The 12931-nt window shown below is 67.3% G+C and carries 10 protein-coding genes; 6 read left to right on the top strand and 4 right to left on the bottom strand.

Annotated elements, in window-relative coordinates:
* Positions 1-33 precede the first annotated feature (33 nt).
* Entirely contained in the window at positions 34-1029 is a 996-nt protein-coding gene (gene galE / locus IY145_RS21370) for a UDP-glucose 4-epimerase GalE (protein ID WP_196410041.1), read from the top strand.
* 162 nt (positions 1030-1191) lie between these two features.
* Here the strand turns inward: galE and IY145_RS21365 are convergent, their stop codons facing one another.
* Positions 1192-2124 carry a LysR family transcriptional regulator gene (locus IY145_RS21365; RefSeq protein WP_196410040.1) on the bottom strand — a complete coding sequence of 311 codons (933 nt, stop codon included), beginning with the start codon at positions 2122-2124 and terminating at the stop codon, positions 1192-1194.
* 134 nt (positions 2125-2258) lie between these two features.
* On the opposite strand from IY145_RS21365, the gene IY145_RS21360 reads away from it, so the two are divergent.
* Positions 2259-3290: an NAD(P)-dependent alcohol dehydrogenase gene (locus IY145_RS21360; protein WP_196410039.1), complete on the top strand. Its 1032-nt coding sequence runs from the start codon at positions 2259-2261 to the stop codon at positions 3288-3290.
* A 10-nt stretch (positions 3291-3300) separates the two neighbouring features.
* Here the strand turns inward: IY145_RS21360 and ppc are convergent, their stop codons facing one another.
* Complete coding sequence (gene ppc, locus IY145_RS21355; protein WP_196410038.1) at positions 3301-6060, bottom strand: phosphoenolpyruvate carboxylase; 2760 nt, start codon at positions 6058-6060, stop codon at positions 3301-3303.
* Between the two features lie 220 nt (positions 6061-6280).
* On the opposite strand from ppc, the gene IY145_RS21350 reads away from it, so the two are divergent.
* From IY145_RS21350 to IY145_RS21340, 3 genes are read left to right on the top strand one after another with little or no spacing between them, the layout of a single operon-like run.
* Complete coding sequence (locus tag IY145_RS21350) at positions 6281-6811, top strand: DUF6010 family protein (protein WP_196410037.1); 531 nt, start codon at positions 6281-6283, stop codon at positions 6809-6811.
* Between the two features lie 28 nt (positions 6812-6839).
* Entirely contained in the window at positions 6840-7826 is a 987-nt protein-coding gene (bioB, locus tag IY145_RS21345; protein ID WP_196410036.1) for a biotin synthase BioB, read from the top strand.
* A 48-nt stretch (positions 7827-7874) separates the two neighbouring features.
* On the top strand, positions 7875-8717 hold the full coding sequence (locus IY145_RS21340) for a shikimate dehydrogenase (RefSeq protein WP_196410035.1): 843 nt from the start codon (positions 7875-7877) through the stop codon (positions 8715-8717).
* A gap of 54 nt (positions 8718-8771) precedes the next feature.
* On the opposite strand, the gene IY145_RS21335 is transcribed toward IY145_RS21340, so the two are convergent.
* Positions 8772-9356, bottom strand: coding sequence for a phasin family protein (locus IY145_RS21335; RefSeq protein ID WP_196410034.1), 585 nt, complete (start codon positions 9354-9356; stop codon positions 8772-8774).
* 140 nt (positions 9357-9496) lie between these two features.
* The gene (locus IY145_RS21330) at positions 9497-9856 is read right to left on the bottom strand and encodes a phasin (RefSeq protein WP_196410033.1); all 360 of its coding nucleotides are present in this window, start codon (positions 9854-9856) and stop codon (positions 9497-9499) included.
* A gap of 380 nt (positions 9857-10236) precedes the next feature.
* Here IY145_RS21330 and IY145_RS21325 point away from each other — a divergent pair, with 380 nt between their 5' ends.
* Positions 10237-12897, top strand: a complete 2661-nt coding sequence (locus IY145_RS21325; protein ID WP_196410032.1) for a histidine kinase dimerization/phospho-acceptor domain-containing protein — start codon at positions 10237-10239, stop codon at positions 12895-12897.
* Positions 12898-12931: the final 34 nt, after the last annotated feature.

The raw sequence follows: 12931 nt of genomic DNA, 5'->3' as shown, positions 1-12931 counted from the left end.
CCGTGAGGACGTCTTCAGCAGGAAGGGCGCGGAATGACCATTCTCGTGACCGGCGGCGCCGGCTATATCGGAAGCCATATGACGCTCGAGTTGCTCGACGCCGGCGAGGACGTCGTCGTGCTCGACGACCTCTCTACGGGCTTTCGCTGGGCGGTGCCGGAGCAGGTTCCGCTCATCATCGGCGATTTCGGCGACGAGGCGCTGTTGCGCGATCTGTTCGCGCGTCACGCGGTCGAGTCGATCATTCATTTCGCCGCCAAGATCGTGGTTCCCGAGTCTGTCGCCGATCCTCTCGGTTACTATCTCAACAATACGGCGAAAGCGCGAGCTCTGCTGGCGGGCGCGGTCGCTGCGGGCGTGAAGCGCTTCATCTTTTCTTCGACCGCGGCCGTCTATGGCGACCCGGAGCGCAATCCGGTGACGGAGGACGAGAGCCTGAAGCCGGTCTCGCCCTATGGCCGCTCCAAGCTGATGGTCGAGTGGATGCTCGAGGATGTGTCGCGCGCGCATGACCTCTCTTATGTAGCGCTGCGCTATTTCAACGTCGCGGGCGCCGACCCCAAAGGCCGCTCCGGCCAATCGACGCCCAAGGCCACGCATCTCATCAAGGTCGCTGTGCAGGCGGCGCTGGGGCTGCGTCCCGCCATGCAGGTCTTCGGGACCGATTATGCGACGCCGGACGGCACATGTCTGCGCGACTATATCCATGTCACCGATCTCGCCCGCGCCCATCTCGACGCGCTACGCCATTTGCGCGGGGGAGGCGAGAGCCTCGTCTGCAATTGCGGCTATGCCCATGGCTTCTCGGTGCTCGAGGTGATCGAGACGGTCAAGCGCGTCTCCGGCGTCGATTTCCCGGTCGAATTCGCCGGGCGCAGGCCGGGCGATCCGGCCGCGATCGTCGCCGCCAACGACCGCATCCGCTCGAAGCTCGGCTGGACGCCGCGCCATGACGATCTCGAGACGATCGTGCGTCAGGCGCTGGATTGGGAGCGAAAGCTGGCCGCGCGTAACGATAGTGGAGCGTAGTGTATATGCTAGGGAAATATTCTGGAACGTTTTGAATATCGACAAAACAACCCCTAAATACAATTATTTGTACAATGAATAAGCTTGCGGCATCCGATTTCGGCGCAGGCGCAGGCGCAGGCGCAGGCCGGCTTTAATTGGAGCGGCGTGGCCGGCGATCCGTCATTCGAGGCCGCGCCGCTCCCAGGGCGGAACGGGCGCGAAGCGGCGCAGGAGCTCGTCGACCGTCATTCTGACTTTCGGCGCCATATCCTTGGCGCGCGGCCAGAGAGCGTGAATCGGTGCGGGCTCCGTCGCCTCGGCGAGCAGCGATTCGAGCCGTCCGCTCTTCAAATCTTGGTCGATGAGCCAGAGGGGCAGAAGCGCGAGGCCGGCGCCGGCCAGCGCCGCGTCGCGCAGCGCTTCTCCATGGCCGAGCCTGTGGCGCGGCCGAACGCCGATCTCGACAGCCGCGCCGTCTTCACCGCGCAGGCGCCAGGGAAGCGTCCGGCCGTCGTGGGAAAAGGCGACGCAATCATGTCCGGCGATCTCGGTGGGGGTTCTCGGCCGCCCGCGCGCGTCGAGATAGGCGGGAGCGGCGCAAAGAAGCGCGCGCTGCGTCCCTAGCTTGCGGCCGATGAGGGTCGCGAGATCGCCGGGCTCGCCGAGGCGAACGACGAGATCGACGCCTTCCTCCACCAGCAGCACGTTGCGGTCGGTGAAGGAGATGTCGAGGTCGAGCTCGGCATGGCGCCGCGCGAGCTCCAAAAGCGCCGGCATGACCCACAGCCGCCCGAAGGCGATCGGCAGGCTGACGCGCAGCAGGCCGCCGACCGTCTGACGCCGGGACGCCAGAAGCGCCTCTGCGCTCTCGAGTTCGGCCAGGACTTTCAGGCAGCTCTCGTAATAGGCGCGCCCATCCGCGGTCAGCCCGAGGCTGCGCGTCGTGCGGTCGAGGAGGCGCGCGCCGAGTCTCTCCTCTAGCCGGCCGACGGTTTTGGCGACAGCGGATTTCGAGAGGCCCATCTGCGCCGCGGCGGCCGTGAAGCTTCCCGATTGCGCAGAATGGACGAAAGCGGCGACGCCGGAGAGATGCGAACGCGGGTCGAGGCTCATCCCATCGATCCTTTGACGACAAAATTGCGGAAATGCTCGTCCAAAGGAGCGCCATGAGCGCAGGATGGTTGTCAATATAGTCCTCGCCGGATGCGACCGCCGTCCCGGCGGCTGCCCGACGAATGGAGAGTCTCATGAGCGGTTCGATGCGCGTCTGGCGTCTGCGCCAATTCGGTGTCGACAATCTCGAACGGGTCGACATCCCGATTCCTGCCGTCGGCGAGGGCGAGCTTCTTATCCGCGTCGCGGCCGTGTCGCTGAACTATCGCGACAGCCTGGTCGCGGAGGGGGGACTCCTCGCCGAGCCGCCCGCCTGGCCGTTCACGCCGGTGTCGGATTTCGCGGGTACCGTCGTGGAGACGGGCGCGGGCGTGACGCGTTTTCGCGTCGGCGATCGCGTGATGGGGAATTTCTGGACGCGCTGGATCGACGGGGAGCCGCCCGTCTCGCTGTGCCGCTACGGCGAATCGCTCGGCGGTCCGCTGCCCGGCGCGCTCGCCGATTACATCGTTCTGCCCGAGACGGTCTCCGTGCGTTCGCCGTCCTCGCTCTCGGACGAACAGGCCTCGACGCTGCCCATCGCGGCGCTGACCGCCTGGTTCGCCCTGGTGGAGACAGGACGCCTCGCGGCGGGCGAGAGCGTGCTGATCCAGGGAACGGGCGGCGTCTCGCTGTTCGGCCTGCAGATCGCGCGTGCGCTCGGAGCAAGGACGATCGTCCTCTCGCGAGACGCCGCCAAGCTGCGCCGCGTCGAGGCGCTCGGCGCCGATCATGGCGTCGACACGTCACAGACGCCCGAATGGTCCGCTGCGGTCCTCGCTTTGACGGACGGACGGGGCGTGAACCATATTCTCGAGACGATCGGCGGCGACAATCTTCGCCGCTCGGTGGAAGCCCTGGCGAGCGGAGGGCGTATCTCGCAGATCGGCCTGCTCGCGGGCGAGACGCTCCAATTCCCGGCCGTGCCCTTCATGCTGCGGCGGGCCATATTGCAAGGCGTCGCCGTCGGCCACAGACGCGCATTCGAGGATCTCGTCGAGGCGATCGACCGCTTGGCCATCGCGCCGGTCATCGACCACGTCTATGGTTTCGACGAGGCGCCCAGTGCCTTCGCTCATCTCGGGCGAGGCCCATTCGGCAAGGTGATCGTCTCGATGGCGCGCTGACGCGCGCGCGTCACCCCGTGTTGCGCAGGCCGGCGGCCACGCCATTGATGGACATCAATATGCCCTGGCGGATGTCGTCGCCGGTCTGGCCGCCGCGCCAGCGGCGAATGAGCTCCACCTGCAGATAGTTGAGCGGCGCAATATAGGGGAAGCGATGATGCAGCGAGCGCGCCAGCGCCGGATTGTCGGCGAGCCGCTGGCTCGATCCGGTGAGATCGGCGAGCGCGGCGTTGGCTCTGCTCCACTCCGCCTCTATCTCCCCATAAATGCGGTCGGCGAGCGCGTGATCCTGCACGAGGCCTGCATAGTGACGCGCGATCGAGAGATCGGTCTTCGACAGGATCATGTCGATATTGGAGAGCAGCGTGCGGAAGAAAGGCCATTCGCGATACATGCGCTTCAGCAGCTCGAGCTTGGCGCCGTCGTCGCCCTCGCGGAAGCGCGCGATCGCCGAACCGAAGCCATACCAGCCGGGAAGGGCGAGGCGCGCCTGACCCCAGGAAAAGCTCCACGGAATGGCCCGCAGATCCTCGATCTTGCGTGACGGCTTGCGCGAGGCCGGCCGCGAGCCGATGTTGAGCGAGGCGATCTCGGAGATCGGCGTCGAGGCGAAGAAATAATCGACGAAGTCCGGCGTCTCGTAGACGAGGCCGCGATAGGCGTCCATGCCCCATTGCGCGAGCTTTTCCGCCACCTCGAGGAATTCCGGCGGCGGGGCCTTGCTGTGCGAGAGCAGCGTCGCCTCCAGCGTCGCGGCGACGAGCAGCTCGAGATTGATGCGGCCGATCTGCGGATTGGCGTATTTCGCCGCGATCACCTCGCCTTGCTCGGTGAGGCGGATCTGCCCGTTCACCGTGCCCGGCGGCTGCGCGAGAATGGCGTCGTAGCTCGGGCCGCCGCCGCGTCCCACCGTGCCGCCGCGCCCATGGAAGAGGCGCATGGCGATAGACGGCAGGCCGGAGAAGAAATCCGCGAGCGCGGTGGAGGCGCGATAGAGTTCCCAAATGCTCGCGAGAATGCCGCCGTCCTTGTTGCTGTCGGAATAGCCCAGCATGATGTCCTGTTGCGCGCCGGAATTGGTGACGAGCTTGACGATGCCGGGCAGCGCATAGAATTCGCGCATGATCACAGCGGCGTTGCGCAGATCGCCGATCGTCTCGAACAAAGGCACGATGATGAGATCGGCGGCGACGATATTGGCGTCGCGCGGATCGAGCGTGCCGCGCATCATGCCGCATTCCTTCTGCAGCAGCAGCACTTCCAAAAGATCGCTCACCGTCTCCGTATGGCTGACGATGTAATGGCGGATCGACTCGTGACCATAGGTCTTGCGCATCTCCGCCGCGCGCTCGAAGATCGCCAGCTCGCTCGCGACGTCCTCCGAATAAGTGGCGTCGACGAGCCGCACCGGCCGTGGGTCGCTCAGCAGCTTCAGCAGCAGCGCGCGCTTCTCCTCTTCCGAGAGCGCGGCGTAATCTGGAGCGACGCGCGCCTCGCGCAGCAGCGCGGCGATGGTCTCCTCATGACGGTCGGAGCTCTGGCGCAGATCGACAGTGGCGAGATGGAAGCCGAAGACTTCCGCCGCGCGAATCAAAGGCTCGAGACGTTGCGTCGCAATCACCTCGCTGTGATGGCAGCGCAGCGAATCGTCGACGATCTCGAGGTCGGCGAGAAAGGCGCGCGGGTCGGGGTAGGGCGCGCCGGGCGCCCGCGCATGGCGCTGCGCCTGCTGGCCGGTCAGCTCCTCGAGCGTCGCGGCGAGGCGGGCGTAGACGCCGATCAGCGCGCGGCGATAGGGCTCGTCGTCGCGATGCGGATTGTCGTCGCCCGAGCGCGCGGCGAGCGCCTCGAGCGCCTGGCTGCAGCCGGCGTAGCGGCGCGAGATGGACAGCTCGGCGCCGAGCTCATGCACCTCGTTGAGATAGAAGCGCAGCGCCGTCTCGCCCTGCATGCGCAGCGCATTGGCGAGCGATTCGGCGCGCACATTGGGATTGCCGTCGCGGTCGCCGCCGACCCAAGTGCCCATGCGCAGAAAGGGCGGAATGCGCAAGCCGCCGAGACGCTCTTCTATATCGGCGTAGAGCAGAGGAATTTGGCGCAGGAAGGTGCTGCGATAATAGCTCAGCGTATTGGCGATCTCGTCGCGCACGGTGAGCCGCGCCTGGCGCAGCAGTTCCGTCTGCCACAGCTGCGAGACGCGGGCGCGCAATTGCAGCTCGTTGCGGGCGAGCTCGGCTTTGTTGCGCGCATGTGGGCGCGCCTCCAGCAGGGCGGAGATGGCGTGCTCGGCGTCGAGCAGGCTCTTGCGCCGCACTTCCGTCGGATGCGCCGTGAGCACGGGCGAGACCCAGCCGTTGGAGAGCACTTGCGCCACCTTGCCGGGGCCGATCGAGGCCTTGCGCAAATGGGCGAATGTGTTGGCGAGGCTCGGCTGGGGGGAGGATTCGTCGCCCTGCAGCGGATGCAGATCCTCGGCGATATTGGCGAGATGGGAGAAATAGCTGAAGGCGCGGATGACGGTGACGGCCTCGCTCGCCGAGAGCGAGCGCAGAAGCGCCTCGAGCTTCTGGTCGGCCTCGTCGTCGCCATTGCGGCTGACGGCCACGGAGAGGCGGCGGATGGTCTCTATGCGCTCGAAGGCGGCGACGCCCTCCTGCTCGCGCACCGTGTCGCCGAGCAGGCGTCCGAGCAGGCGAATGTCGGCGAGCAGCGACTGATCGTCGAGCATGGCGGAGGAGCTGAAATTGGCGGCGTCTGTTTCGACTTGCATAGGGGGCGTCGATCCTCGAGCGGGGGCGCCGTCGGGCGCGGTAGGTGAGGGCAGCTATAGCAGATTTTGGCGAAATTACGATGCGGGGCGGTGATGGAGGCGGATCCGGACAGCGCATCGAACCGAATGCGGTAGCCCCGACCCGACGCTCTCCCTTGTTCCGCCCGCCCGTCCGACTTATAGACCTCGCTGCGGCCGTAACCTCACCGAGTTCGTCCAGATGGAAGACGCGTCCTCGATTCTGATTCCCGCCGCCGTCGGCGCGCTGCTCGGCGCGGCTTTCGCGTTTCTCGCGCGCTGGTCGGAGCGTTATCCGCAGGCTGGCTCCCGCCGCGTGCTGGCCTATGCGCTCATCGCTACGGCCGCGCTCTATGTCGGTCTCGCTTTCGCTTCGGACAATCCCAAGGCCTGGTTCGGCATAGAGATGACCGGCTTCGCCATTTTCGGCTCCTTCGCCTTGCTGGGTCTCGTCGGCTCGCCCTGGTGGCTCGCCATCGGCTTCGCTCTGCATCCGTTCTGGCATTTGCAGTTCCACTATGTCGGCACCGGCTCGGAGTTTGCGCCGGCGTGGTTCACGCTCGGCCTCACGGGTTTCGATCTGGCGGTCGCCGCTTATGTCGTCTATGCCGTGCTGCGTGACGCCGATCCGGCGCTCCAGCGCAAGGCGCAGCGGTCGACTGTCCCGGACGAGGACGAGCCGGAGCGCCCGCTCACGCGCAACGAACGCCGCGCCGCCAAAAAACCGCGATGAACCGCAACGCCGCAGAGAGGCTCGCTCGATGAACGCTCCCGCCGATTTCACTCTCCGTCACGACTGGACGCTGGAGGAGATCGTCGCCATCCACGACACGCCTCTCCTGGAGCTCGTGGCGCGGGCGAGCGCGCTGCACGCCCGCTTCTTCGATCCCAATGACGTGCAGAAGGCGGCGCTGCTCAGCATCAAGACCGGAGGCTGCCCGGAGAATTGCTCCTATTGCTCGCAATCGGCGCATCACCGCGAGGTCAAGCTCGACCGCGTGGAGCTGATGGGGGTGGACGAGGTTCTGGGCGCCGCCAAGCGCGCGCGGGAGGCGGGGGCGGATCGTTTCTGCATGGGCGCGGCCTGGCGTCAGGCGCCGAAGGGCGAGCGTTTCGACTCCGTGCTGGAGATGGTGCGCGGCGTGCGGGCTCTCGGCATGGAGGCCTGCGTCACGCTCGGCATGCTCGACGACGGACAGGCCAAGTCTCTCGTGGAGGCGGGCCTCACCGCCTATAATCATAATCTCGACACGGGGCCGGAATTCTACGGCGAGATCGTCACCACTCGCAGCTATGAGGACCGCCTCGCGACGCTCGCCGCCGTGCGCCGGGCCGGCATAGAAATGTGCTGCGGCGGCATCATCGGCATGGGCGAGAGCGTGCGCGACCGCGCCCATATGCTGCAGGTTCTGGCCTCCTTCGATCCTCATCCAGAGAGCGTGCCGATCAATGCGCTGGCGGCCATAGAAGGCACGCCGCTCGAGGGCCGTCCACCGGTGGATTCGCTGGAGCTGGTGCGAATGATCGCGACGACGCGCATCCTCATGCCGAAATCCCGCGTGCGCCTGTCGGCGGGTCGCTCGGGCCTTTCGCGCGAGGCGCAGATATTGTGCCTCGTCGCCGGCGCCAATTCCATTTTCTATGGCGAGAAGCTGCTGACGGCCGGCAATCCCGGCCTCGACGCCGACGCCGCGCTGTTCTCCGCGCTTTCCGCGCAAGGGGAGGGCGCCTGCGCGGCGAAGCAATAGGCGCGGGAGGCGCGTTCCAGGACGCGGAGGATAAGCGGGGAGAGACAGATGCACGGGCAAGACCGCTTTCTCCTCGCCGGCGTGATGGGCTGGCCGATCTCCCATTCGCGCTCGCCCAAAATCCATAATTACTGGCTGGCGCGCTATGGCCTCGCGGGCGCCTATGTCCCGCTCGCCATAGAGCCCGGACGGCTCGAGGCGGCGTTGCGCGCGCTGCCGTTGCTGAATTTCTCGGGCTGCAATCTCACCATCCCGCACAAGGAAGCGGCGCTTTCCGTCGTCGACTCTCTGGACGCCAGCGCGAAACGCATCGGCGCGGTGAACTGCGTCGTGGTGGAGGAGGACGGAACGCTGTCGGGCCGCAATTACGATGGTTTCGGCTTCACCGCGTCATTGCATGCGGCGGCGCCCATGTGGCGGGCGGACGCCGGGCCGGTGGTCGTCATCGGCGCGGGCGGGGCGGCGCGTGCGGTCATCGCAGGGCTCATCGACGCCGGAGCGGCGGAGGTGCGGCTGTTCAACCGGACTCTCGAGCGCGCGCAGAAGATCGCCGCCGATTTCGGCGCGCCCGTATCGGCCTTCCGCTGGGAGGAGCGCGCCGAGGGCCTCGCCGGCGCGGGCTTGCTGGTGAATACGACCAATCAAGGGATGGTCGGCGAGCCGCCGCTCGACCTGCCGCTGGATCGTCTCCCCACGGAGGCGCTCGTCTCCGATATCGTCTATGCGCCCTTGGAGACGCCGCTGCTGGCCGCCGCTCGCGCGCGCGGCAATGTCGCGGTGGACGGGCTCGGCATGCTGATCCATCAGGCGCGGCCGGCCTTCCGCGACTGGTTCGGCGTCATGCCCGAGGCGACGCCGGAGCTGCGCGCGCTGATCGAAGCGACGCTCTAACCCGCTTTCCGCTCGGCCGGTTTCGGTCGAGCGACGCGCATTTGCTCGACGACGTCACGCCACAAAGGCGGAGACGGCGAAGCGGAAGGGCGACCAGCGGCTCGAGAGTTCGACGAATTCATTGGCGCGCTTCACGAAGGTCGAATAGCGCTCGCTCGCGAAACGTGATTGCGCCTCGAGCGCGTCTCCCATCGATCGCGCCTGACCGAGCGCCAGCGCCAGATCGAAGACGGCGGCAGTGTTCTCGTTCACGAGATCTATCGTCTTCAGCGGCCAGAGGCTGGGATCGAGCGGGAGCGCTGGCTTGGCCACGGACGTCTCGATCTTCGCGGCGACGATGGTCACGGGCGCGAGCGGCGGCTCGACGGCGGGTTCGGCCACGGTCTCGAGGATCGGCGTCTCGGGCGCCGGTTCGGCGACGGTTTCGAGGAAGGTCTCGACGATGGGCTCGGCTGCCGACAGAGCCACTTCGACAGGCTCCAGCGCGGCGGCTACGGCTTCGATCTCGGCGGGCGGCGCGGGTTGCTGCTGCGCGGCCTCCGGCTCATCGTCGTCCAGCGCGTCCTTCAGGGTGATCGGCGGCTCCTTCGGCGTCGGCGCCGGCGGGCGCTTGGAAGAACCTCTCGTATGGGTGGCCATCGCTTCGGGCTCCTGTGCTCTGGTTCCGGCGCGCCGATCCGAATCGCCTCGGCGCGAGGCTCGGGGAGACGCCGCCAAACTCACGCCGTGAACGCGTCTCGTCGAGGCGCCGCGCGTCATCGGCGCGGCGCCGTCGGAACTCACTTGCCGGTCGTCGCCTTTTGCAGCGCGGCGCCCAAATCCTTGGCCTGGCTCTGGATCGCCTCGACCTGGCTCTTCACATATTCCGCCTGCAGCTGGAGAACCTCCTGCGGATCCTTCGCGCGCAGGAGCTTCTGGGCGAGGTCGAAGGCGGCGTTCACATTGGCTTCGGCGTAGCCGAGCGCCTTCGCGCTCACATCCTTGGCCCCGACCTGGAAGGTGGCGGTCGTGGTCTCGACAGAGCCGATCGCTTTTTGCGCGGCTCCGGCGAATCCCTCGAACGCCTTGCGCGCCTGCTCGACGCTCTTTTCGGCGAAGTCGCGGACTTCGTTCGGTATCTGGTAGATCGGATCGCTCACGAATGCTTCCTTCTGGTCGGGCCGGCCTCGACCGCCCGTCGGCCGAGGAACGGGCGCCGGCCGGCCGCCTATGGCGCCGTTCAACGCGCGGCGCGATTGGAAATCATCGCGCGTCGCGAAGCAACATGAACCGCCGATTCGAATATGGCTCAACTCATGTTGCATTGCAACATAATTGTCGCCGCCAACCGGCGCATCCGTTCATCATGAATCGTCGAAGCTTGTTAAAATGTCGTGCGCCGCATAGACCAAGCCGCGCCGAACCTTTAAGTTTCTTTTAACCGATCGTTCACCTTCGATCGGCCGCGTCGCGCGTTCCGCGTCGCCTTTGTTCCGCGCCGGATTCCGGCGCTTGTCGCGTCCGAAGAGGCGCTGTCGATATGAGCGAGCACGACAGGCTGGGGATCGAGAGCGAGGCGGTCGCCGCACAGATCAGCGCCGATCCGGCCTTTGCCGCGCTCGAGGCGTCTGGCGCGCCGATCGTCGCGGCCGCGGGCGAGCCGCTCGCGGTCGTCCACGCCAATGAATCCGCCATCTCCGTATTCGGCGGCGATCTCGACGCGCTCGGCGAACGTTTGTTCCGTGGCGCGGAGCCCGGCGCGCGCCGGCTCCGCGAGCTCGCGGGCGCGCAGAGCCACGCCTCGGCGCCGCGCCTCGAGCGGCTGCGCTTCTCCTTCGGCCCCATAGCGCAGACGGCGACGGTGCTGTGTCGCACCCTGGCCGCCGAGCGAGACGCGCCGTCTTTGTTCCTCGTCGCCTTGCTCGGCATGCGCTCGGCCGCGTCCGAGAGCGCCGTCCCGGCCGTGCCGCAGCCCGATCCCGAGAAAGCTCCCGAGAAAGCTCCAGAGACACTCGCGCCGCCCGCGCGGCGACCGGAGCGTTTCCTCTGGCGCGCCGACGCCGAGGGGCGCGTCCTCGACGTCACCTCCGCGCTCGCGGATGTCGTCGGGCGGGAGAATGGCGAAATCGCCGGACGGCTGTTTCTCGATCTGGCGAGCCGTCTGCGGCTCGCTTCCGACGATCGCCTCGCCGAGGCTTTCGCCTCGCGCCGCTCCTGGAGCGGGGTGGAGCTCGACTGGCCGCTCGAGGGCGGCTCGGCGCGCGTCCCGGTGACGCTCGGCGCGCTGCCCGTTTTCGACGATGGGCGTGGTTTCGGTGGTTATCAGGGCTATGGCGTGCTGCATGTGGACCGACTGCGCAGCGAGGCCGAGCCGCAGATCGCGGAGATCGAGCCGCCGCCCGTCGCGGTCGCCGAGGCTCCTGTGGAGACCGAGTCCACGCCGGTGATGGCCGGCGGCGCCAAGATCGTGCCGTTGCGGCCGATGCCGCGGCTCGAAGAGGCCGCCGCCTCCATCGGCGAGGCGCTGTCGGCGAGCGAGCGCACGGCCTTCGACGAGATCGCGCGGGCGCTCGCCTCCGCCGCGCAAAAGCCGGCCAAGGGATCTGTGCGAGATCTGTTCGAGACGATCGAGCAGGCGACGACGGGGCAGGCCGTGGCGGCGTCGGCGGAGCCCGAGGCCGAGGTCGAGCCTGCGCCGTCGAATGAGAATTTCGCCATTCCCGGCGATGTGTCGCGCGCCGCCGCGCTGCTCGACCGCCTGCCGATCGGCGTGATGGTCGCGCGCGGGGCCGAGATTCTCTACGCCAATCGCACGCTGCTCGAATATTTGGGCTATTCCGACGCCGACGCTCTCGCCGCCGACGGCGGGGCGACGCGGCTCTTCGCCGGCCGCCGGCCGCCCACCGCGCCGGATGGAACCGCGGGCGGCGTCGTCGAAGTCTTGGATTGCGATGGCGAGCCGCTCGAGGCGGACGCGCGTCTCGAGCCGATCGAATGGGATGGCGTTTCCGCGACCCTCGTCACCTTGCGCAGCGCGCATCCGCCCTCCGCCGCGCCGGAGTCCGCTCGCGCCGGCGCATTGCGCAAGGAGGCGGAAACGCGCCGCCACGAGGCGGAGGAGCTTCGCGCCGTTCTCGATGCGATGATCGACGCTGTGGCGGTCGTCGATGCGGACGGCAGATTGCGCAGCGTCAATGCGGCGTTCGTCGGGCTCGTCGGAGCCGAGCCGCGGACGCTGCTGGGCTCCGGCCTCGCCTCGCTGTTTTGCGACGCCGATCAGGGAGCGGTCGCCGATTTTCTCCGCCGCCCCGCGGGACGTGAGACGGGGGAGGGGCTCCAGGTCCAAGCGCGCGTGCGCAAAGGCCAATTGCTTCCGGTGCAGCTGACGCTCGCGCCGCTCGGCCCGCCGCCCGAGCAGAGGCGCTGCGTCATTCTGCATGTCATCCGCCGCCGCAGCTCGGACGACGAGCTCGAGGCCGCCCGCCGCGAGGCCGAGCGCGCCAGCGCCGCCAAGACCGATTTTCTGGCCAAGGTGAGCCATGAGATTCGCACGCCGCTCAACGCCATCATCGGCTTCGCCGAGGTGATGATGGAGGAGCGCTTCGGCCCGCTCGGCAATGAGCGCTACAAGGAATATCTCAAGGATATCCACACGTCCGGCGCGCATGTGCTGAGCCTCGTCAACGATCTGCTCGACCTTTCCAAGATCGAGGCGGGCAAGTTCGAGCTCGATGTGGAGCGCATCGACGCCAACGCCGTCATCTCCGAATGCGTGTCGATCATGCAGCCGCAGGCGAGCCGTAGCCGCGTGGTGATCCGCCTGTCCTTGTGGCCGCGCTTGCCGCGCATCCTTGCCGACGGCCGGTCGCTGCGGCAGATATTGCTCAACCTTCTGTCCAATGCGGTCAAGTTCAACGAGGCCGGCGGGCAGGTGATCGTGTCGAGCGCCTTGACCGACGCCGGATATGTGGTGATCCGCGTGAAGGACACAGGCATAGGCATGTCCGAGAACGAGATCGAGACGGCGCTCGAGCCTTTCCGTCAGATCGGCGCGTCGCGCGGCGGCACCGGGCTCGGTCTGCCGGTGACCAAAGCGTTGATCGAGGCTAATCGCGCCTCCTTCTCGATCAAGAGCCGCAAGAACCAAGGCACGCTGGTCGAGGTCGCCTTTCCGCCGCCGCAAGTGCTCGCGGCGGAATAGGGCGAGCCTCTCAGGCGGGGCGCGCTGGAGAGGG

The organism is Methylosinus sp. H3A, from assembly GCF_015709455.1.
GTDB lineage: Bacteria > Pseudomonadota > Alphaproteobacteria > Rhizobiales > Beijerinckiaceae > Methylosinus.
This window is presented reverse-complemented; position numbering and strand designations above follow the sequence as displayed.